Raw genomic sequence first — 22,079 nt, 5'->3', positions numbered from 1 at the left:
ACTGGCATTAGAACAACTATTGGAGAAAAATGATATCCGCTGATCACTATTTACGAGCGCATATTCGCTTTAATCTCGGTACCGATATTGAGGCAATACGAAAAGGACATGACTGTGCCCTTCCTGCCAGTTCTTCACTAGCAGAGGCACTACCTGAGATTCTTAGGTTATGCGACGCATTGGAATCTTCTACCCAATGGCAAGCACACACTGCAAGCGGGAAGCCTATTGATCTGTTCACCCCCCTTGTTCACACAGGCCTAGAGCACGGAGCAATCATTGTGCTTAGCCCACAAGAACAGTATTTCTCACCTATTTCCAAAGATGCTGCCGAGGCGCTAGCAGATTATGCCCAAACTATAAGCACAGCCCACTTACAACATACCCTTGTGACCGCACTATACGGTGGGTTCCTCGCTTTTGCACTCTTTGTTTTCTTGCTACCTATCCCTATTGCCCCTTTTAGCCGATTACTTGCAGTGGGACTATGCGGCTTATCACTGTGCAGCTGGAAACACACTTCATCACTGTTAACTTTTAGTTGCTTATCGACGGCAATCGGTGTCTTTTCCATTCTTATTCAAGAAAAAATATTTTTGATCAGCGCTCCTCATGCAGGATTGGCAGTACTCCTTGCCTCACTGAGCGCCCTATTATGCATTGGCATTGCTATCGTCGCAGGAAAAATACACATTACCCATGCAGCAGCTGTTGCTAGTTTCTTTTTCCTCATGGCAGGATCTAGTCCTGCAGCTTTTTTAGTGCTCAGTCCGTTCGATGCTGCTCCTCACGCTTTGCCTTGGCTACGCAACATATGCGCTTTGGGGCTTGGGAATGCACTAATAACCACGATGTACACTCCAAATATCGCCATGCTAGTTGCAAAAATACGCATACCTCGTCTTCCTAGTGCTGGTCAGGACTTGTCTCTGAGTGATGAAGAAAACACCATAGACGATGCAAACAATTGTGCCAATGCAATCGATAACGCACACGCATTGGTTGCTGGCATCACTATCGGAACGTCAGTATTTATATGTATTTGTGCACTATCACTTAGTTTCTATGCTGATAGTTTCAGCCAAGCACTAACTACCACGCTCGGTCTTGCCCTTTTACTTCATGCGCATCGTTTTATTAGCGCAATAACCACGTGGGCTATGTGGCTTAGCGGCCTTTCTTGCCTGCTTTCGTCAATTCACGCTACCCAATTCGAGAACCCTATTTCTATGGTTGCCGCAATAATACCAGTGCTAGTGATTATTTGTTTTTCACTATATTCCTTGAGGTCAAAGCAACGAGATCTTTATTTTCAACCCACTACTATTGTGTGGTTAGAACGCTGTGAATCTTTATCAATCGCAGCTTGCTTGCCATTATGCGCGCATTTAGCCGGAGTTTTTTCGTTCATTCGATCTCTCGGATAACAGGAGGAAACAGCATCATGATTACATACCGCTACTTCTACATGGCGCACAAAAAGATCACATACTCGCTATATATTTTTCTTAGTTTCACCATCCTCACTTCCTGCTTATTTCTGCCATATGCCCCTCAAGCATTTGCTCAAGAACAAAAGTGCGCACCAACGCTTCAAGCATCAGACAATGATATTAGGCAGCAAGCACAATTAGCAGATTCATACCGGGCAGCTCATCGTTTTGCCACTGGTGTAGGAATACGAGTGGCAGTGATTGACACTGGTGTTTATGCGCATCCACGCCTTGGTGTGGTACAAGATGGGGGTGATTTCCTTGACGGTGAACAGAAATTCTCTGCACTAGAGGATTGTGATGCACATGGCACCATCGTCGCAGGAATTATTGCAGCACGTGATCATGGTGATGCCGTCGTCGGTGTAGCACCGGATGTTGAATTATTATCTCTACGTCAAACAAGCGCCCTCATCCGTACTCATAAAGATGATTCTGATGAATCAGGTAGTGGTACTTTGGATTCATTAACCCAAGCGATTGTTGCAGCAGTGGAACAAGGCGCGCATATTATCAATATCTCTGTTGTAAGTTGTCTTCCTGCTGATGCTGATCCAGCGGTCACATATCAGCTAGATTCAGCACTTGCCTTAGCGGAGCAGCATAATGTTCTTATTGTGGCAGCTGCAGGCAATGAGTCAAGTGCATGCCCTCAAGGATCAGTAGCATTGCCAGCTCATAAACCAAATGTTATTAGGGTTTCTTCACTGAAAGATTCCAGAACAATCGCAGATTATTCACTACGCTCTCCCCTACCTTCTTTGAGCGTCCTTGGTCATGTTTATGCCGGTCTTGACATACATGACGGAGGCATGAGTGCGGGGATAGTCAATGGTAACTCGCTAACACCATTCGAGGGAACGAGCTTTGCGGCTCCGATAGTCACCGGTTTGGCAGCCTTGCTCAAACAAAGAATGCCCTATGCCTCCAATGCAGAAATTCGATCCTTATTATTTGATAGCGTAGATCCCGTTTCTGGTGCTGTTATTCCGGAACGAGTAATTAGTATGTTGCGCTCAACACCAGTACCCACGCACCACATAAGACTTTCGACGAAAAAAGATGAGCAAAAACATAATGAGGATCGATTATTCCATTCTTATACGCTCACTTCATGTGGTGTCCTCAGCGCAATCATCTGTTTTTCCCTATTTCTCGCAGGGCTGCGTAGCAAAAGAATGAACAAGAATTAGCGCACTCGCTACTTAGAAAAATTTTGTCATGATTGGGTCTAATGCAGGGATTGCTCCGCATTTCCAACTTATGTACGCTGCCACTGCTACACAAATCCAAACGCATAAACAAGTAGCGAAGATGATCCCGTAGCGTATCTTTTTATTTTGGTTTTTATACCAAAGAAAAAACTGCTCGTATTTGTGAATTCCCCATTTCAATAGCCTCTGCGCCCAATGTGCTTCGAGCGATAAAATGCCTACTCCAATGAAGACAGTGAGCCACCCTGGTCCTGGAAAAGGGATAGTCACAATACCGATAATGGTAATAAGTGAGCCTAGAAACAGAGTCAGTGGACGCACCAAGAATCCAAAGCGTCGTGTTTTTAGAGCTGCATGATGTCGTTCAATCTTGTCGATTTTTTCGCTCACTGCATCACGCATTTTCCCCATGAGATTCCCAACTTTCAATTCGAGGTTGATATGAGCTTACAGTCGATTACAAGCATTTTCTATCTTTGCATTGCTTAACGCTATCTCCTCGAGCCTACTTGCTTCTACTCGCAAGAAGAGAATCTCTGCACAACATCAACAAAATCAGTAAATCGGCATCAGTGCTTTCTCTTTAGTCAATGGCGTTCCTTCTGGCAATAACCGTAGAAATAACCACGGAATATCATGAACCTCACCAATACCTAATGCCTCAAGCGTTCCCTGATCAGCAACTTGGTGCCTCAAGCCTGTCTCCGAAATAATGTGGGTGCCTTGCCCAGTATCAACTGCAATACTTGTACCTACCGATTGATAGTGTGTAGCAACACTACTGCCCGATAGCATTAAAGGCTGCGTATTTTCTTCAAGGAGCACAACCTGTGCCTGCTGAGTAACACAAACATTTTTCTTACTTGGATTCTCCATCTCAACTAGCTGAGATAGCAAAAGCACCTCATAGTTCAGATCCTCTTTATTCGCAATCTCTGCCGATTGCACTGTCTGAAGCACATATCCTAGTTCAACCAAAATCTCTGCTTGTAGTGTGCTAATTTCTGTGACCTTATCATCTAAATACAACCAAAATTGTTCCTGCAAAACCGACTTACCTTCAGCAGATAGTTCTGTGCTGCGGGTTTCTTCCTCGAAAGAAGTAGATGTTTTCCAAACCTGTGCCCGAGGATCTGGCACAGCCATAGGAACAAGCTCTGTAATCGCACTAAATAACTCTGCAGGCGGTATCCACCTGGGCGTCTGGTGACTAATACCTAAGGAACGTCGAACGCTACGACCAAAAGGCGATTCTTCCGGAGGTAATAATTGACGACCAGCAGCTGTAACAAGATAATCTTGGTCAGCAACTCGTGCCAAAAATGCTGCTTGATGCCCTGAATCACCTATATCCGATAAAGCATACTGCTTGATGTTTTCACTTCTTTTATGAGCAATAAGGGTCAGCCTATCTGCTGCAACCTGCGTACGTGTTTCGGGTGTATCAGTGTAGTGGCACGCAAACCAATCTAACGCATAAGGGTGTCTCCTGGAATCAAAAATTCCTGGAGCGTCAATAATCCCAATAGGAACCGCTTTCGGAAAATCCGCTAATAGACTATCGGAAATGCGTTGAGGTTTTTCCGCTTCTCCAACCACCAAACGCGCTGACGCCAAATTATTTACCGGATGATACGCTTGGTCGATCTGCACAAAAAGCTGCCCAGATTGAGCTTCAATAATACGTGCGTCACCCGGATGCGCCTGTGGAGCAAAAAACGCTAGAGCCAATGAGCCAACCACCAACAATGCACTCGTTGCAAGCCCAAAGAACAAAGCTCTACGACGTCTAGCCAGTGGGTCATGAATCATCCGGATATCTCCCAAAGCTAGCCCGTGTTCAATGCGCCGCTTAAGAAACTTATGCCCAGATAATTGCGCTTTTGTTGTTGGATTAAACCTAACCACACTACCCCCTATTTTTATCCCTTATAGCCCCTGTTTCCTATGTTTCCTTCTGATACACAACATGACCGAAAGGAAACACAAAGATGTTAGCATTATAAAATAAAAAAGGAGATATGGCTAGGACGATATGGCTAGCTAGTGGTGAGTCCTGACTCAGCAATCATCGTGGTGTAGTAGATGATTGCAACGCTCAAACCCACCATCATCCCAACACCACCCCAAAAGCATTTCTACCCTAAATCACTTCGCGCTTAGCTCTTGTTTGCACTGCTCGCTGCGCCAATTGTTCCTCCTCTGGATAATCTACAGCGGTCAAGGTTAAACCTCGAGCTGGTGCTACAGGCACTAAAGAGGATCGAGCTTCTTGGGCTAAGAGAGAGGACGCAAAATCTGCTGGTCGTTTCCCTTCTCCTGCCACCAGACAGGCTCCTACCAGGGATCTCACCATTGACCAGCAAAAAGCATCTGCAACGACATGAGCTTCATAGAGTTGCGGTTCCTGTGGCGTTGATATATCTCGCCATGAAAAATGCTCAAGATGTCGAATTGTCGTTGCGCCTTCACGGTATTTACAAAAGGCAGCAAAATCATGTAGTCCTACTAAAGAATCAGCGATTGTTTGCATGACAAGCATATCCACATCGTGATTCCAGGTTGCAGTGTCTCGCAAACGCGTCGGTAAAGCACCGCGTTGAGCAGTGGTAATTCGATAGCGATAGTGTCGTCGTAAAGCAGAAAAACGAGCATCAAAGGTTTGAGGGACGCGTGTGCAGTTATTGACACGAACATCCTCAGGAAGTAGCCGTGCTAACCTGCGTACCAGTCGCTGAGGATCACCAGCAATACTACGAGTATCAAGCGCATGCGCAGGGACATCACAGTGCGCTACCTGCCCACTAGCATGCACCCCGGCATCAGTACGTCCAGCAACTGTCAGAGCAATCGGATACCGCAAAATAAGACTCAGATTATCCTCTAGGACACGTTGCACTGTCCGTAGTTCTTGATCCCCTTGACGTGCCCAACCATGAAAATCCGTGCCATCATAGGCAATGTCTAATCTCAGTCTTAAGATCTCATCACTCATTATTCATCTTTCCATTGCCGGCGCTACTTGATTGGGTTAATGCCTCTTGTGCTGCCACTATCGCAGCATCTTTATCTCTTTGCGCTTGCCGACGCAGCTGCCTATTCTTCGTCGATCCAAAGCCTAATGCTGCACCAAACATCAGCAGCCACAGCAATAAACTATCACAGCTCATATGCTGATAAGTGCCATAAGGAGCTGGAGATGTGGAAGAAATAAAAAGCCCAAAACCAACAAGAGAAATGACTAATAATACAATCCCACACCATGCAATTATTGGGGTGATCAGATTCTCATACGCCGTGTCAACACTTTCGTGGCTGCTGAGCATTCGCGAGCGATGATGACGATACCGCAGTGCATGAATACATAAGCTCACTAAACAACCCCACAAAGAAAAAATAAAAATGCTCATTGCGGTAGTATGTGCAAAACTATGCGTGCTGGAGTCGATAAAAGCAATTCCTAACGCACCAAAACCAGCGACGATGAGTGCCCCTAACCCCGCATACACTAGTAATGGTCGCACCACTGTGACCACGTTCTTTGTTTTCTGCCCCCTGATCAGCAGCAGCGCTGCACTAATGATTACTACCCCACCGATAGACAGTGCGGTAGTGAATATGCGATGCCCTGGGCTACAGATATAGCGCGGTACCCCTGGACCTGCAATCTCTACGCACGTCCGTGCCCCAAGATCACCCATGAGAAAATACTCCGGCATGTATATCCCCTGCCATAGCAGCATGGTAATAAATTGTCCGATCCATATGATGAATACGGCCATGATAAGTAGTATTCCAGGCAATCTCTTATGCATATTCTTCGCTTTCGACGCTCTTTCCTTGTGTTTTCTTGCGCGGTATATCCTGCATCTGAGTGATGTGAGTAAGCAATTAACCTCACCAGCATAACTAATCGCCAACAAAAGGGAAAAGAAAAATGCCCACTAAATAGTGGGCATTGTGGCAGTAGAAAAGTTCTCTTACTTCTCTTCTGCTTCTTCCTTTTCTGCAGATTCTACAGTTTCTTCAGTTTCTACTGTGGCCTCTTCAACAGCGGTTTCTTCTGCTGCTGGAGCTTCCTCAGTTTCTTCTGCTTTTTTAGAAGCTGCTGCACGTGCTGCGCGAGTTGCTTCAGCACTAACAGTCTCTTCTAGAACAAGAGAAATCTGGCTCATAGGTGCATTGTCACCTTTACGGTTTTCAAGTTTAACAATGCGAGTGTAACCACCATTACGGTTCTCAAACTTTGGTGCAAGCTCGTTGAAGAGGTATGCAACGATCTCCTTGTTAGGGACAAGTTTGAGTACATTACGACGGTCAGCTACAGAACCGCTCTTCGCCTTTGTGATGAGCTTTTCTGCATATGGACGCAAAGCCTTTGCCTTAGCGTCGGTAGTTTTAATAGCACCATGCTCAAACAGTTGCGCTGCAAGATTCGACAGAATATGCTTCTGGTGGCTCGCAGAACCGCCTAAACGGGCACCTTTCTTAGGGGTAGGCATTTTTTACTCCTCGTGTACAGGATTGAAAAGTGAGCGTGAGATTTCTTCCGGCTTAACAGCAATTTGCTAAGCATGAAAGAAGAAATCCTAAGGACAATTACTCCGAGTCTTCCGCATCCAGGTCAATATAATCGCCAGTTTCGGCATCGTAGCCTTCAAGCTGAGTTGGATCGAAGTCCGCAGGTGCGTCTTTGAGGGTTAAACCAAGACCAGCAAGTTTGATCTTGACCTCGTTGATTGACTTCTGACCAAAGTTACGAATATCCAAAAGATCGGATTCAGTGCATTCAGCAAGCTCACCGACGTTGTGGATTTCTTGACGCTTCAGGCAATTATAAGAACGAACTGAGAAGTTCAGATCCTCAATTGGCATGCTATATGCAGCAATATATTCAGTCTCTTGCGGTGATGGACCAATTTCGATGCCTTCAGCAGCGACATTGAGTTCACGTGCAAGACCAAATAGCTCAACCAATGTCTTACCCGCAGACGCAAGAGCGTCACGAGGAGCAATGGAGTTTTTGGTTTCTACGTCAATGATGAGCTTGTCAAAGTCGGTACGCTGCTCAACACGAGTAGCCTCAACCTTGTAGCTCACTTTGAGCACTGGTGAATAAATCTGATCAACAGGAATACGACCAATTTCATTGGCACCAGAATAGAGAGTAGCTGGCACATAGCCACGACCACGCTCTACAACCATTTCAATCTCCAAGCGACCCTGATCATTGAGGGTAGCTAAATGCGCATCAGGATTGTGAACCTCGACACCAGCAGGTGGCTCAATATCACCTGCTGTGACGACTCCTGGTCCCTCAGCGCGCAGATACATTACTACTGGCTCATCAGAGTCAGAAGAAAGAACAAGACTTTTAATGTTCAAGATGATGTCAGAAACATCCTCTTTTACACCATTGATTGTGGTGAACTCATGCAGCACACCATCAATTTTTACACTGGTAACAGCTGCACCCGGAATGGATGACAACAAAGTACGACGAAGTGAGTTACCGAGGGTGTAACCAAAACCAGGCTCCAATGGCTCAATAGTGAACCGAGAGCGTGCCTGATCGACAACCTCTTCACTTAGTGTTGGACGCTGAGAAATGAGCATTGAACTCTCCTTGTATGACGCCCGCTATTTGACGTCTGTGGGTGGAAAGGATGGATGGGAAAAGTTCTCGTAATTTTTCGGCTAATCGCTGTGAGAATAGTTCTCGCTTTAGCCAAAGAATTACTTCGAGTAAAGCTCGACGATAAGCTGCTCTTGCAACGGAACGTCGATCTGAGCACGCTCGGGCAATTGGTGCACGAGGATGCGCAAGGTAGCTGGAACAACCTGAAGCCATGCAGGTACAACTGCATCGACAAGGTTCTCCTGTGCCTCTTCGAACCACACCATCTTCTGTGATTTTTCACGAACATCGATGATGTCATACTGAGAGACACGGTAAGAAGGAACGTTAACCTTCTTGCCATTTACGATGAAATGACCGTGGGAAACCAACTGACGTGCTTGGCGACGAGTACGTGCCAAACCAGAGCGGTAAACCACATTGTCAAGACGAGATTCAAGCAAAACAACCAAGTTCTCACCAGTCTTACCTGGTAGACGGTTAGCTTCCGCGTAGTAACGGCGGAACTGCTTCTCAAGCACACCGTAGGTGTACTTTGCTTTTTGCTTCTCTTGGAGCTGGAGCAAATACTCAGACTCCTTAATGCGAGCGCGTCCTGCTTGTCCCGGTGGGTATGGACGACGCTCAAACGCCATATCTCCGCCGACTAGATCGACGCGAAGGCGACGGGACTTACGAGTTGCTGGGCCTGTATAACGAGCCATAGTAAGTAACCTTTCCTTTTCTTAAACGCGACGACGCTTTGGTGGGCGGCAACCATTGAATGGTTGTGGTGTCACATCAGAGATAGATGTAACATCAAGACCTGCTGTTTGCAGCGAACGAATCGCAGTCTCACGACCAGAACCTGGTCCTTTGACAAAAACATCAACTTTCTTCATGCCATGATCCATTGCCTTGCGAGCAGCAGATTCTGCAGCAAGCTGAGCAGCGAATGGAGTGGACTTACGAGATCCCTTGAAACCAACGTGACCAGAGGAAGCCCAAGCAATAACAGCACCCTGCGGATCAGTGATAGACACGATGGTGTTATTGAAAGTTGATTTGATATATGCGTGGCCTGCAGCCACATTCTTTTTTACAACGCGACGACCAGTACGGCGTGCGCCACTACGTGCTTTAGGAGGCATAAATTACTTCTTCTTTCCTGCGATCGTCTTCTTAGGACCTTTACGAGTACGAGCGTTGGTCTTGGTACGCTGACCACGCACTGGAAGTCCACGACGATGACGCAGACCCTGGTAAGAACCAATTTCAATCTTGCGACGAATATCTGCTTGTACCTGACGGCGAAGGTCACCCTCTACCTTCCAGGTAGCTTCAATAACATCACGAAGTGCAGAAACCTGCTCGTCGGTGAGGTTATCGGTGCGCAGATCAGGAGAAATGCCAGTCTCCTCAAGCAACTTGGCAGCACGAGCTGGACCAATGCCATAAATATAGGTGAGTGCAACTTCCATACGCTTATTGCGCGGAAGATCGACTCCTGCTAGACGTGCCATAAGGCAGATACCTTTCCAGATATTGCGATGGTTTTCTCCTCACTCGTCCCAGCACAGAGCAATCTTCATAGAAGAAAGCACATACCAGGCTTCGGCCATCGCAGCCAAAGGTGAGAATGAATCCTTAGTGAATTCAGTGAAGTAAGGAGGCTTAAAAATTATTTATAACGATAAACAATGCGACCACGGGTGAGATCATAAGGAGACAACTCAACCACTACGCGATCTTCTGGGAGAATACGGATGTAATGCTGACGCATCTTGCCACTAATGTGTGCAAGTACCATGTGTCCTTTTTTATTATCAAGTTCAACACGGAATGTAGCATTTGGCAAAGCCTCAACAACTCTACCCTCTACTTCAATTGCGCCTTCTTTAGCCATAGCCTCCACTTTCTAACCCCGTATGCATATTTTCATGCAACAGAATCATTGATTTATGCATTGTTACCTGCAGATGCGCGAATTTGCCCACACACCAACTGATTAGGTTACCGCTTTTTATAAAAGAATGCAACTAGCACAAAAATATCTCGAACTGAAACTCAACACAGTGTAGTGCGGCAACAGAATTAAAAAATCCGACCCCCATCATGAGGATCGGATAGATGTTTTAGCAGTCTTTAAGAATTAGTAGATGAAAACATCATCGCCAGGCTGCAAGGTATCGAAGAATACTACGGAATCATCGTAGTTGAGATGAATACAACCATGAGAAAGCACTCCTACTTCACCAGCATGGAATGCGTGTCCATTGCGGGTAAAGTACACAGAGTTTGGCATCGGCGCATTACCGTAAGTACGAGATACTTCATTCTTAACCTTGTACTCAACCTTGAAGTTACCGGTTGGCGTCGCAGTGCTTGGGGCAGGAGCACCACCAGAAGAAGGTGCAACATGAACCACTTTTCCGTCTTTCTGCAACCAAGAACGTCCGCCCTTAAGATCGACGCAGGCCTCCGCAGTAACTGGGCAAGGACCACGATCAAAAGTGTCACCAAGAACTGGGGCATCAGGTACAGCAGGAACCTCTGGCGCAGCAGGCACATTAGGGATCACAGGAGCACCGTTATTGAGAATTCCATTCACAATATCTGCCTGCTCTGGTGGCAAAACAGAATTAATCTGTTCGTTGAGATTCTCCTTAGCATTTTTCAGCTGCTCAGCACCACTGTTGAGGAGATTATCCAAGCCAATTGGAGCCGCTGACGCAGTTCCAGGCTGCACGATGAGCAAAGCTGCAGCCGTGGTAGAAGTCCCAAGAACTGCATTCAACCGACGACGTAGTCGGGATGGTTTAGCATGGCGAGGTTTATATGACATGGGCATTACTATAACACCACTCCTGGGAAAATAAGAATCCTGAGAAGATGTATGAATATTTTTCCTCATAAAAATGAGGTACATAATCTGTATTCTTATTTTTTATCAGTTTCCTGATATTCCTCCTAATGCTTCTCGTAACTCACAAATACTCATAGGCCAACCATCAATGTCGCTGGGTAAGAATTCGCGGTCCATGCTCAGTAGCTGCAACAGTATGCTCCCAATGTGCTGCCCATGACCCATCCTCGGTAACAACAGTCCAATCGTCGTCAAGCACAATAGAATCCGTTGATCCTAAGGTCAGCATCGGCTCAATAGCTAAGACAGAGCCTGCCTGAATGATCGGTCCTCGACCTGGTTTACCTTCATTTTCCAGAAAAGGATCTTCATGCATAGTACGCCCAATACCATGCCCGCCATAACCAGCAACAATACCGAGCTTTACCCCAAATTTTTGTTCAGCCTGTCGCGTTGCAACCTCTAGAGCATGAGAAATGTCTGTGAGATGATTGCCCGGTAGCATTGCTTTCAGCCCTTCGGAAAGCACATACTCAGTAGCAAGATTTAACGACTCCACTGATTGTTCCAGCTTGCCAATACCAAAGCTCCATGCAGAATCGCCCACCCAGCCGTCGTAGGTTGCGCCACAATCAATAGAGACAAGGTCGCCTTCTTTCAGTACAACGCTCGCGCTAGGAATACCGTGCACAATTTCTTCATTTATTGAGGAACAAATCGATGCTGGAAAACCTTGATATCCCTTAAAGGTCGGCACTGCCCCATGCGAGCGGATAACCTCCTCAGCAATGCTGTCGAGATCCAAAGTGGTCATGCCTGCTTTTGCTTCAGCTTTTACCGCCTGGAGGGCTTTAGCAACAATTGCACCTGCAGCCTGCATAGCATCGAGTTCCCCAGAAGTTTTAGCGGGGATCATCTTGCGTTTCCTTCTAAAAACCATTTTTCCTCATAACGATTAGCAAAATATAAACCCAGGCAATTGGAAATACCAATGACCTGGGGTAGAAATTTTCTCAGCACGTTCATTGCTGAGTTTTATCCATTCTATTTATTCAATACCTCGAGCGTACGAGCATTAATATCCTCTACACTCCCCTCAGCAATGATATTGATAATGCGCTGTCCATAATGTGCAATCAATGGTGCTGTTTCATTTGCGTAGACCTCAAGACGAGTACGAATCGTATCTTCATTATCGTCAGCACGACCTCGCGCAAGCATACGCTCGACGACAACATCCTCAGACACCTCGTAGTTAATAACAGCGTCAATCTTAAGACCATGTTCTGCAAGGAATTCTTCTAGAATATCCGCTTGCTCAACAGTACGCGGAAAACCATCAAGCAAAAATCCTTGCTGAGCATCATCCTGCTGTAGACGATCTTTAACCATATCGGCAGTAACATCAGTAGGAACCAATTTACCAGCGTCAATATACTCTTTCGCCTTCAGCCCTAGTGGTGTTCCTTGTCCAATGTTCGCGCGGAACAAATCACCAGTAGAGATATGCGGAATACCTAATTTTTCGGAAAGAATTGCTGCTTGAGTGCCTTTACCTGCACCAGGAGGACCGAGAAGTACCAATCGCATTATTTCAAGATTCCTTCGTAGTTGCTCTGAAGAAGTTGTGATTCAATTTGCTTTACAGTGGTCAATGCTACCGAAACCATAATCAAAATAGCAGTACCACCAAAAGGTGTTGCACTGGAAGAACTTCCGCTTACCCCTAAATCAAGTGCGATATTTGGCAACACAGCAATCACGCCTAAGTAGAGTGCACCAACAAAAAGCAAACGATTCATCACGTACTGCAAATACTCAGCAGTTGGGCGTCCCGGACGAATACCAGGAATAAAACCACCATACTTCTTCATATTTTCTGCTTGCTCTGTCGGATCATATTGCACAGAAACATAGAAATAGGAGAAGAAAATGATAAGGACAAAATACAGCACAATATATTGCCATGATGATGGTGCCTGCAGGTACTGAATGACATTACGCTGCCACCAGTTATTGGAAGCTCCATCAGAATTAGATTGAATAATCTGGGTAATGAGCACTGGCATATAAATAAGCGAAGACGCAAAGATCACTGGGATAACGCCAGCTTGATTCACCTTCAATGGAAGGTATGTGGAAGTGCCTCCATACTGGCGACGACCAACCATACGCTTTGCATACTGAACAGGAATACGACGCTGCCCTTGCTCAATAAAGATAATGCCAACCACAAGCACGATGACTGCAATCAACACAATAGCAAAGACCATTCCTCCAGATGTGTTGAGGATATTGGCACCGTCGGAAGGCAAACGTGTAGCAATACCTGCGAAGATGAGCAATGACATACCATTGCCGACGCCACGTTCAGTGATAATCTCGCCAAACCACATCACAAGCATTGCGCCAGCAGTCATAGTGAGCACCAAGACGATGAGATCAAACAGACCAGCATCTTCTTTGAGCACACGAACACCTTGACCAAGCAGTTGCTCGCGATCAGCAAGTGCGACAATACCTGCAGACTGTAGTAGAGCTAAAGCGAGAGTCAGATAGCGAGTGTACTGATCCATCTTCGCCTGACCAGATTGTCCCTCTTTCTTTAATTCCTCAAAGCGAGGCACGACAACTGTCAATAGCTGCATAATGATAGAAGACGTAATGTACGGCATGACACCGATTGCAAAAATCGACAGCTGAAGTAAAGCGCCTCCTGAGAAAAGATTAATCAAAGAGTAAACGCTACCTGATTCTTCAGTAAGCTGACGGATTCGACCACTAATAAGGGCATAATCGACTCCAGGCGAAGGAATCTGCGCACCAACACGATAGAGAATGATGAGTGCGATCGAGATGAGGATTTTGCGTCGCAAATCCGCATCCTTAAAAGCCTGAATAATGGCGGACACTTTGCCTCCTGACTTCTCCTTTGGTAACAGTGTGCCTTGCACATTCTGACCAGGAAGAAGGCTTGTACTTATTACGTATTTTTTTCTTACTTATATTCTGATGTTCAGATATAACATCTAAACATAATTGACTTAGCTACTCTACCACTGAAAATCGTTTCCAACCACTTTACGAGGTTATTGGGGCAAAGCCTATGTTTTCTTCCGGTGAGAAATCTAGAAATACAGTATGTAACTAAGTTTTCTCAGAGTTGGCTGAACTTTGGGTTTTGGCATAAAAAATGTGGTGCGCCAAAGGCAAAACACCACATTTTCTTTGCTCATGCAATACAGAGCGTCACAGCATTTTAGGCTTCAGTAATGGAGCCACCAGCTGCTTCGATCTTTTCTTTTGCAGACTTAGAGAATTTATCTGCAGTAACGTTAAGTTTAACGTTAAGCTCACCGTCGCCAAGAACCTTAACTGGTTGCTTAGCACGAACAAGACCTGCTGCAACAATATCAGCAACTGCGACATCGCCCCCATTAGGGAATGCCTTTTCTAAGTCGGCTACATTAACAACCTGGAAGTAAACCTTGTTGTTGTTCTTGAAGCCTTTGAGCTTAGGTAGACGCATATGAATTGGCATCTGACCACCCTCGAAAGCAGCGGAAACTTGCTTACGAGCCTTGGTACCTTTGGTGCCTCGACCTGCGGTCTTACCTTTAGAAGCCTCACCGCGACCAACGCGGGTTTTAGCTTTGTGCGCACCTTTTGCTGGGCGCAAATCATGTAGTTTGATTGGATCACTCATTTATTACTCCCCTGCCACTTCTTCGACAGTAACCATGTGGCGCACAATGTTAATCATGCCTCGCACAGCTGGGTTGTCTTCGCGGACGACGGAGTGGTTAATGCGCTTAAGACCAAGAGCAGCCATGTTCTTACGCTGCTTTGGGTTTGCACCAACCAAACCTTTTTTCTGGGTAATTTTCAGAGCCATGGTTAAGCCTCCTGTCCACTACGAGCGCGTAGCATACGAGCTGGAGCAACTTCCTCCAGAGTCTTGCCACGACGAGCAGCGACTTCTTCAGGTCGTACCAATTGCTTAAGGCCATCAACAGTAGCGTGAACTACGTTGATTGCGTTGTCAGAACCAAGAGACTTAGAAAGGATATCCTGGATTCCGGCACATTCAAGCACTGGACGAGCAGCACCACCAGCAATAACACCGGTACCTGGTGCAGCTGGACGTAGCATAACTACACCGGCTGCAGCCTCACCTTGAACTGGGTGAGTAATGGTTCCGCCAACCATAGGAACACGGAAGAAGTTCTTACGTGCTTCTTCTGCACCCTTTTGGATAGCTGCTGGTACTTCTTTGGCCTTACCATAGCCAACACCAACAAGTCCCTTACCGTCACCAACAATGACCAAAGCGGTGAAGCTAAAGCGACGACCACCCTTAACCACCTTGGATACACGGTTAATGGTAACTACACGCTCAATGTATTGTGAGCGCTCATCTTGCTGTTGGTTACGACGATCGTCGCGACGTCCGCCGCGGCGTTCATTCTTGTTCTGGCTTTCGTCGGCGGAGCGCCCGCCGTCACGTCGTTCACGTCCCGACATTATGCGTTCCTTCCGTTGTTTATCATGTTTGCGGTAATCATTAGAACTTCAGACCACCTTCACGAGCTGCATCAGCAACCGCTGCAACGCGACCGTGATATTTATAACCAGCGCGGTCAAAAACGACCTTTGTGATTCCTGCTTCAAGAGCACGAGCAGCAATAAGTTCGCCTACCTTTGCGCTCTTGGTCTTCTTATCGCCTTCAAGCTCACGCACCTGAGGTTCAATTGTAGAAGCAGCAGCCAAAGTATGACCAGCTACGTCATCAATAACCTGGACGTGCATATGGCGAGAAGAACGGTGCACAACAAGACGAGGTGCTTCAGGAGTACCACGCAAATTCTTGCGAACGCGAACATGACGACGGATACGTGCCTCACGACGGCGAGTAGAGATGTCCTTGCCTACTGGCACGCGCTTACCATTATTGTTTTCAGAGTTACTCATGCTTTACTTACCCGTCTTTCCGACCTTGCGACGGATCTGCTCACCTTCGTAACGAATACCCTTGCCCTTATAAGGATCATCCTTACGCAGACGACGGATAATGGCAGCGATCTGTCCAACTTTTTGCTTGTCGATACCTGAAACGGACAACTTGGTAGTTCCGTCTACAGCAAAGGTAATTCCTTCAGGTGCCTCAATAAGCACTGGGTGAGAATAACCAAGAGAGAACTCTAGGTTTTTACCTTTAGCCTGTACACGGTATCCAACACCGAAGATTTCCATTTTAATGGTGTAGCCTTCAGTAACACCAACAACCATGTTGTTGATCAAAGAACGAGACAAACCATGCATGGAGCGTGAACGGCGGTGGTCATCTGGACGAGTAACCACAATCTGACCATCTTCTTGTGCAACAGAAATTGGTTCAGGGATGGTGACGTTCAAGGTACCCTTTGGACCTTTAACCTCAACAAAACGACCATCAATTTTTGCTTCAACATTAGATGGGATAGCGATAGGAGCTTTACCTACACGTGACATTTTCGCCCCTCCCTTACCAGACGTAGGCGAGAACTTCTCCGCCTACGCCTTTCTGATATGCCTGACGATCAGTAAGCAAACCTTGTGAAGTGGAAATAATAGCCACACCAAGGCCGCCAAGTACCTTCGGCAAGTTATTGGACTTTGCATACACGCGAAGACCTGGCTTAGACACACGGCGTACACCAGCAATGGAACGCTCGCGAGATGGGCCGTACTTCAATTCGAGAGTCAAAGTCTTTGCAACCTTGCCCTGCTCAACTGTGTAGTTAGAAATGTATCCTTCACTCTTAAGAATCTCGGCAATGTTTACCTTGAGCTTTGAGGAAGGCATGGATACGGTGTCATGATGCGCATGGCTAGCATTACGCACGCGAGACAGCATATCCGCAATAGGATCTGTCATGGTCATGGATGTGACCTTTATGCCTTTCTCGTTGCGGTTCCTCACACCCCATAGCGTTACCGTGCTTTTTCTTTTGGCAACTTTACGCTTCCCTTATAACTCACAGAGCCGGGTTGCTCGCCACCTTAAACTATATTGTGCACGGTCGCACAGGGCACAGGGCCTACAACAAAGTAAGTTGAAAAATGTACTCTATGGATTATGTGCACAACAAAAGCGCACAAAAGTCCAAGGGACGAATTTACCAGAGCAAAGGCATAAAAAGCAAATAGAGTTTAGAAACTCTGCCATCCCGGTTTATGTTCTAACGCATGAACATAGTAATCTGCATACTCCAACTTTCCAGCAGCCGCTTCGTCGAGAAGCACTGTAGTGTGAGGATGCATTTGCAGAGCACTCGCAGGGCACATTGCAGATATAGAACCCTCAACCATGTCGCGGACTGCATCTGCCTTATTCTCGCCAAACGCCAGCACAAGAATATGCTCCGCTTGCATAATTGTGCCAACCCCCTGCGTAATGCAGTGGCGTGGCACTTGAGTTTCATCGTCATTAAAGAAACGTGAATTATCGCGAAGAGTCATCGGATGTAGCGTTTTTATTCGAGTACGCCCCGCTAATGACGACGTTGGCTCATTGAAACCAATATGACCGTCGCTACCAATGCCAAGAACTTGAATAGCAATCCCCGCCTTGGTCACTTGCTCATCATATGATTGCGCTGCTTGCTCAGGGTGCTCGGCGCACCCATCAGGACTATGCACATTCTCATCAGCAATATCAATGTGATCACACAACTCGCGACGGATAGTCTGGTAGTAACTTTGTTCGTGTTCTTTAGGAAGACCTACATATTCGTCGAGAAGAAAAACTTGTGAACCGGCAAAAGATAATCCTTCTTCTTTATGTCTACGGATGAGCTCACGATAAAGCGGCAAGGGTGTTGAACCAGTGGCTAAACCTAGGTTTTTTCCCGCCCGAATATGTGGTTCATAAATATCTGCCGCAATCACACCTGCTTGTTCACGTTGTGAACAAATAACAATCTCCATCGCCGTTATACTCTCTTATCTTCTATTAGTGCGTACTCATACATCATTAATTTTTAATTATAGTTTTGTCTGTAACTGAGCACGAACTGCAAAAAGAAACTATCAAAGAAAAAGGCGTAACCCCTTGTTATGGGGTTACGCCTTTACAAATGAAACTAGAGTTTCATTATTTAACGCGCTGGATATTTCCATCTGCATCCTTGAATGGGAATCCAAGGTGAAGCAAAAGTGCGCGGCCTTCATCGTTATTGGTAGCAGTGGTTACCACGGTGATATCCATACCACGAGGACGATCAACCTTGTCTACGTCAATTTCGTAGAACATGGTTTGCTCACTAAGACCAAAGGTGTAGTTACCGTGTCCGTCGAACTGCTGGTCAGAAAGACCACGGAAGTCACGAATACGTGGTAGTGCTACAGTCAAGAGACGATCAAGGAATTCCCACATACGGTCGCCACGAAGGGTAACGCGTGCACCAATTGGCATACCTTCACGCAACTTGAAGTTAGCAATAGATTTCTTTGCACGGCGAAGCTCTGGTTTTTGACCAGTAATCGCACTCAAATCCGCAATTGCACCGTTGATAAGTTTGGAATCACGAGCCGCCTCACCGACACCCATGTTCACTACCACTTTTTCAACACCAGGGATTTGCATGATGTTCTCATAAGCGAATTGTTCATTCATCTTAGAACGAATTTCTTCGCGGTAACGGGCCTTAAGACGTGGAGTGTAATCGCTCATTATTAAATGTCCTTCCCGTTACGACGTGAGATACGAACTTTCTTTCCGTTCTCATCGAAGCGGTAACCAACACGAGTTGGGTTTCCATCAGAGTCCAAAACCATAACATTGGATACGTGGATTGGAGCTTCCTGGGTCACAATCCCACCGGACTCAGCACCACGCTCTGGCGCAGAGTTAGCCACGTGCTTCTTTACTCGGTTAACGCCCTCAACCAAAACCTTATCGAGCTTTGGGAAAGCCTTGATTACCTTGCCTTTTGCTCCTTTATCAGGACCAGAAATAACAAGTACCATATCACCCTTATGAATCTTCATAAGTTAGATCACCTCCGGTGCGAGAGAAACGATCTTCATGAAACGCTTTTCACGAAGCTCACGAGCAACTGGACCGAAGATACGAGTACCGCGAGGCTCATTATCATTCTTGATGATAACGGCTGCGTTCTCGTCGAAACGAATGTATGAACCGTCTGGACGACGAGTTTCTTTCTTCGCACGAACAATAACAGCTTTTACAATGTCGCCAGCTTTAACATTGCCACCTGGAGTTGCTTCCTTAACGGTAGCGACAATAACGTCACCAATGCCAGCAAAACGTCGAGTTGAGCCACCAAGAACACGAATGCACAAAATTTCACGTGCACCAGTGTTGTCAGCGACTTTCAGACGCGATTCCTGTTGAATCACTTGAGTCTCCTTGACCTGGATTATATGTACGGCAGATTTCCGAACTGACGTACGCGGTCTATGTACATTTACATGCCACTAAAGTTTTACGACAAGCACATAACCTGTAAAGGTATGAAATTATAGTCGAAAGGTCTTAGCTTAGGGGTTCGGAAACGCGCCACACCAAACCGACCGACTTTAGACAACCAAGGTATTAAAGCATACGCAGGAACTGAAGCGCAAGTTTGCACTTCAGCACCAAGTAAGGAACCACAATCAGCTGTGCAGTGCTTCCTCAGCAGCCTCAATACAGTTCTATTTATTTCTTAACCACACTTTTCCATACTTGCACATACTACGCAGTAGCTGTGGGAGCAGGCGCTGGATCGACGCTTAGCAATCGTGCACCAAAATCAATTTTTTCACCGTCCCTAAAGTCAGCGCCAGCTAAGACAGCTCCTGTCTTTTTAGAGTTAGAAATAACAATTGGTGTCGTCACTGGATATCCGGCAGCTTTAATCGCCGCAATATCAAATTCCGCCAACACATCCCCTACTGTGACTTGATCCCCTTTATTCACAAAAGACTCGAAGTGCTTTCCTTCTAAGTTCACCGTGTCAAAACCAATATGCATGAGCACATCAACATTTTTCCCATCGCTGCCTTGAGTACGGATAGCATAGGCGTGTTTCGACGCGAAGGTGACTGTTACTTTTCCGGAAACAGGTGCTACTAATTTGCCTATTTCTGGTTCAATAGCCACACCAGCACCTAGTTTTCCGGCCGCAAACATAGGGTCAGCGACTTTTGATAATTCCACTGCTCGACCCGAAAGCGGCGCATATAATTGCACTGCATTGTCGGCAGCGTGAACGTGAGCACCAGGTTGCACCGCTCCAGCGCTAGACTGCCCTGCCGCCTCACTGGGATCAATGCCGCCTTTGCGAGCGATCAGGTAACGACCATATCCATATGCAGCAATCAGCGAAACTACAAACGAAATACCTGCGCATAAGAAAAACGTAGGCACGAATCGTGGCACCGAGACAAATCCAATAAAACCAGCCGCTCCTAAAGTGTCAGCCCGTACGTCGAAAAGCGCAATGAAAGCTGAAGACACCGCAGCCGCTCCCATACCGATATAGAATGGCCAGCGCAAGCGTAGATTCACCCCAAAGATTGCCGGTTCAGTAATGCCAAAGAGAGCTGAAATTCCTGAAGCGCCGGCAAGGGCTTTGAGCTTTTGAGAGCGGGCAAGGAAATACACCGCCAATGTGGCAGCACCTTGGGCGATATTAGCCATAGCTGCAATCGAAAAAATAAACGAGCCGCCTTGTTCCCAGAGCATCATTTCGATTGGTGGGAAAGACTGATGCAAGCCAGTAAGAACTATAGGAGAATACACCAAACCAAAGAGCAAACCACCAAAGGGACCAGAGAATTCATAGAGATGAGCTAATCCCATGCCAAGCCACTCGCCAGCAGTGCGCAAGAATGGCCCAATGAGTACGAAAGTAATGAATCCAACGCTCAGCAAGGTAAGCACTGGGGTAACCAAAAAATCAACAGTCCCTTTGAGTACCTTATGCAGGGACTTTTCGATTGTGGCTAGGATCCAGGAAATCACCAAGATAGGCAGCACGGATCCTTGGTAACCGGCTTGAGCAACCGATAAACCAAAGACATCCCAATAAGGCATTGTTCCTTCTTGGATTGCAGTAGCAGCATCGTAACCACTGACTAGACTAGGCATTACCATTGCCATGCCAATGCCAGCACCGAGGAACTCATTACCGCCAAAGCGCTTGGTGGCAGTAAACCCAACGAGAACAGGCAAGAAGGCAAAAGGAGCCGAGGCTAAGAGATTAACGAGTTCGGAGAAACCGGCAAGTACCGGCATCATCTCGATAACGGATTTTTCGCCAAAAAGCCCCTCGGAGGTTAACACCGAGTAGAGCGCCATGAGTAGACCGCCGCCGACAAGAATCGGAATGAGTGGCACGAAAATATCTGCAAGTACTTTTACTGAACGGCTAAATGCGTTACCGGAATTTGCTGCAATATCTTTGAGTTGTTCAGTTGATACTGCGATATCTTTTGTGGTCAGGGTGTTTAATTCCTTAAATACAACATTGACATCTCCTGGACCGACGATCACCTGAAACATTCCGCCAGACTCAAAGATTCCTTTGAGGTCTGGATCATCCTCCAAGGCTTGAGTATTGACTTTGCCTTTATCTTTGAGCACCATGCGTAGCCTTGTGGCACAGTGAGCAGCACCAACGATATTTTCCTCACCACCTACGGCTGCCAACACGCGCTGCGCTACTTGCCGATGTTCCATATGCTTGTCCTCCTGATTGCGACTTATCGATGATTAGTTCTAGCTTTTTCTGGAATTGTTCTTGATTGTTAATGTCTATCAGCTCAATAACTCACCCCAGAATAACAACAGTCGACGACAAGCAGAAAAATTTATAGCTTTTATCTATTTAAGTGACCA

27 protein-coding genes are annotated in these 22,079 nt (G+C 46.4%); 2 read left to right on the top strand and 25 right to left on the bottom strand.

Features of this window, described 5'->3' with window-relative positions:
* The first annotated feature begins 29 nt into the window (after positions 1-29).
* Together eccD and FQV43_RS01855 are read left to right on the top strand one after the other, a co-directional pair.
* Complete coding sequence (gene eccD, locus FQV43_RS01860) at positions 30-1,427, top strand: type VII secretion integral membrane protein EccD (protein WP_146338454.1); 1,398 nt, start codon at positions 30-32, stop codon at positions 1,425-1,427.
* Between the two features lie 17 nt (positions 1,428-1,444).
* Positions 1,445-2,686: a S8 family serine peptidase gene (locus FQV43_RS01855; RefSeq protein ID WP_168195019.1), complete on the top strand. Its 1,242-nt coding sequence runs from the start codon at positions 1,445-1,447 to the stop codon at positions 2,684-2,686.
* A 12-nt stretch (positions 2,687-2,698) separates the two neighbouring features.
* On the opposite strand, the gene FQV43_RS01850 is transcribed toward FQV43_RS01855, so the two are convergent.
* From FQV43_RS01850 to FQV43_RS01730, 25 genes are all read right to left on the bottom strand, one after another.
* Positions 2,699-3,118: a TIGR02611 family protein gene (locus FQV43_RS01850; RefSeq protein ID WP_146338448.1), complete on the bottom strand. Its 420-nt coding sequence runs from the start codon at positions 3,116-3,118 to the stop codon at positions 2,699-2,701.
* A gap of 144 nt (positions 3,119-3,262) precedes the next feature.
* The gene (gene eccB, locus FQV43_RS01845; protein ID WP_168195018.1) at positions 3,263-4,615 is read right to left on the bottom strand and encodes a type VII secretion protein EccB; all 1,353 of its coding nucleotides are present in this window, start codon (positions 4,613-4,615) and stop codon (positions 3,263-3,265) included.
* Between the two features lie 235 nt (positions 4,616-4,850).
* Positions 4,851-5,702 carry a tRNA pseudouridine(38-40) synthase TruA gene (truA, locus tag FQV43_RS01840; protein WP_144273888.1) on the bottom strand — a complete coding sequence of 284 codons (852 nt, stop codon included), beginning with the start codon at positions 5,700-5,702 and terminating at the stop codon, positions 4,851-4,853.
* Positions 5,695-6,522, bottom strand: coding sequence for a hypothetical protein (locus FQV43_RS01835; protein ID WP_146338442.1), 828 nt, complete (start codon positions 6,520-6,522; stop codon positions 5,695-5,697). The genes truA and FQV43_RS01835 overlap by 8 nt, the downstream gene beginning before the upstream one ends.
* A gap of 165 nt (positions 6,523-6,687) precedes the next feature.
* Positions 6,688-7,209 (bottom strand): 50S ribosomal protein L17, encoded by a 522-nt coding sequence (rplQ, locus tag FQV43_RS01830; protein ID WP_144273886.1) that lies wholly within the window; start codon positions 7,207-7,209, stop codon positions 6,688-6,690.
* Positions 7,210-7,306: 97 nt separating this feature from the next.
* On the bottom strand, positions 7,307-8,323 hold the full coding sequence (locus tag FQV43_RS01825) for a DNA-directed RNA polymerase subunit alpha (RefSeq protein ID WP_144273885.1): 1,017 nt from the start codon (positions 8,321-8,323) through the stop codon (positions 7,307-7,309).
* A 120-nt stretch (positions 8,324-8,443) separates the two neighbouring features.
* Complete coding sequence (gene rpsD / locus FQV43_RS01820; protein WP_144273884.1) at positions 8,444-9,049, bottom strand: 30S ribosomal protein S4; 606 nt, start codon at positions 9,047-9,049, stop codon at positions 8,444-8,446.
* A 21-nt stretch (positions 9,050-9,070) separates the two neighbouring features.
* Positions 9,071-9,475, bottom strand: coding sequence for a 30S ribosomal protein S11 (gene rpsK, locus FQV43_RS01815; RefSeq protein WP_144273883.1), 405 nt, complete (start codon positions 9,473-9,475; stop codon positions 9,071-9,073).
* 3 nt (positions 9,476-9,478) lie between these two features.
* The gene (gene rpsM / locus FQV43_RS01810) at positions 9,479-9,847 is read right to left on the bottom strand and encodes a 30S ribosomal protein S13 (protein ID WP_144273882.1); all 369 of its coding nucleotides are present in this window, start codon (positions 9,845-9,847) and stop codon (positions 9,479-9,481) included.
* Positions 9,848-10,005: 158 nt separating this feature from the next.
* Positions 10,006-10,230: a translation initiation factor IF-1 gene (gene infA / locus FQV43_RS01805; RefSeq protein WP_144273881.1), complete on the bottom strand. Its 225-nt coding sequence runs from the start codon at positions 10,228-10,230 to the stop codon at positions 10,006-10,008.
* A 246-nt stretch (positions 10,231-10,476) separates the two neighbouring features.
* On the bottom strand, positions 10,477-11,169 hold the full coding sequence (locus FQV43_RS01800) for a L,D-transpeptidase (protein WP_146338439.1): 693 nt from the start codon (positions 11,167-11,169) through the stop codon (positions 10,477-10,479).
* A gap of 166 nt (positions 11,170-11,335) precedes the next feature.
* Positions 11,336-12,130, bottom strand: a complete 795-nt coding sequence (gene map / locus FQV43_RS01795; RefSeq protein ID WP_146338436.1) for a type I methionyl aminopeptidase — start codon at positions 12,128-12,130, stop codon at positions 11,336-11,338.
* A 104-nt stretch (positions 12,131-12,234) separates the two neighbouring features.
* Entirely contained in the window at positions 12,235-12,780 is a 546-nt protein-coding gene (locus FQV43_RS01790; protein ID WP_144273878.1) for an adenylate kinase, read from the bottom strand.
* Positions 12,780-14,102: a preprotein translocase subunit SecY gene (gene secY / locus FQV43_RS01785; protein WP_144273877.1), complete on the bottom strand. Its 1,323-nt coding sequence runs from the start codon at positions 14,100-14,102 to the stop codon at positions 12,780-12,782. The genes FQV43_RS01790 and secY overlap by 1 nt, the downstream gene beginning before the upstream one ends.
* 347 nt (positions 14,103-14,449) lie before the next feature.
* A complete protein-coding gene (gene rplO, locus FQV43_RS01780) occupies positions 14,450-14,896 on the bottom strand; it encodes a 50S ribosomal protein L15 (protein WP_144273876.1) in 447 nt (148 codons plus the stop codon).
* Positions 14,897-14,899: 3 nt separating this feature from the next.
* Positions 14,900-15,085, bottom strand: a complete 186-nt coding sequence (rpmD, locus tag FQV43_RS01775) for a 50S ribosomal protein L30 (protein ID WP_144273875.1) — start codon at positions 15,083-15,085, stop codon at positions 14,900-14,902.
* Between the two features lie 2 nt (positions 15,086-15,087).
* Positions 15,088-15,714, bottom strand: a complete 627-nt coding sequence (gene rpsE / locus FQV43_RS01770) for a 30S ribosomal protein S5 (RefSeq protein WP_146338431.1) — start codon at positions 15,712-15,714, stop codon at positions 15,088-15,090.
* Positions 15,715-15,754: 40 nt separating this feature from the next.
* Positions 15,755-16,162 (bottom strand): 50S ribosomal protein L18, encoded by a 408-nt coding sequence (rplR, locus tag FQV43_RS01765; protein ID WP_144273873.1) that lies wholly within the window; start codon positions 16,160-16,162, stop codon positions 15,755-15,757.
* Between the two features lie 3 nt (positions 16,163-16,165).
* Positions 16,166-16,702 (bottom strand): 50S ribosomal protein L6, encoded by a 537-nt coding sequence (rplF, locus tag FQV43_RS01760; protein ID WP_144273872.1) that lies wholly within the window; start codon positions 16,700-16,702, stop codon positions 16,166-16,168.
* Positions 16,703-16,715: 13 nt separating this feature from the next.
* Entirely contained in the window at positions 16,716-17,114 is a 399-nt protein-coding gene (gene rpsH, locus FQV43_RS01755) for a 30S ribosomal protein S8 (protein ID WP_144273871.1), read from the bottom strand.
* Between the two features lie 269 nt (positions 17,115-17,383).
* Entirely contained in the window at positions 17,384-18,160 is a 777-nt protein-coding gene (nagB, locus tag FQV43_RS01750; RefSeq protein WP_146338427.1) for a glucosamine-6-phosphate deaminase, read from the bottom strand.
* Positions 18,161-18,326: 166 nt separating this feature from the next.
* The gene (rplE, locus tag FQV43_RS01745; RefSeq protein WP_185967187.1) at positions 18,327-18,905 is read right to left on the bottom strand and encodes a 50S ribosomal protein L5; all 579 of its coding nucleotides are present in this window, start codon (positions 18,903-18,905) and stop codon (positions 18,327-18,329) included.
* A 2-nt stretch (positions 18,906-18,907) separates the two neighbouring features.
* Positions 18,908-19,222 (bottom strand): 50S ribosomal protein L24, encoded by a 315-nt coding sequence (gene rplX / locus FQV43_RS01740; protein WP_144273868.1) that lies wholly within the window; start codon positions 19,220-19,222, stop codon positions 18,908-18,910.
* A gap of 3 nt (positions 19,223-19,225) precedes the next feature.
* Positions 19,226-19,594, bottom strand: a complete 369-nt coding sequence (gene rplN / locus FQV43_RS01735; RefSeq protein ID WP_144273867.1) for a 50S ribosomal protein L14 — start codon at positions 19,592-19,594, stop codon at positions 19,226-19,228.
* A 337-nt stretch (positions 19,595-19,931) separates the two neighbouring features.
* Complete coding sequence (locus FQV43_RS01730; RefSeq protein ID WP_146338424.1) at positions 19,932-21,920, bottom strand: PTS transporter subunit IIBCA; 1,989 nt, start codon at positions 21,918-21,920, stop codon at positions 19,932-19,934.
* Positions 21,921-22,079: the final 159 nt, after the last annotated feature.

Source organism: Corynebacterium sp. sy039 (genome assembly GCF_007904105.1).
Lineage (GTDB): Bacteria > Actinomycetota > Actinomycetes > Mycobacteriales > Mycobacteriaceae > Corynebacterium.
Note: the sequence above shows the minus strand (reverse complement) of the source record. Positions and strands in the feature narration are given on the sequence as shown.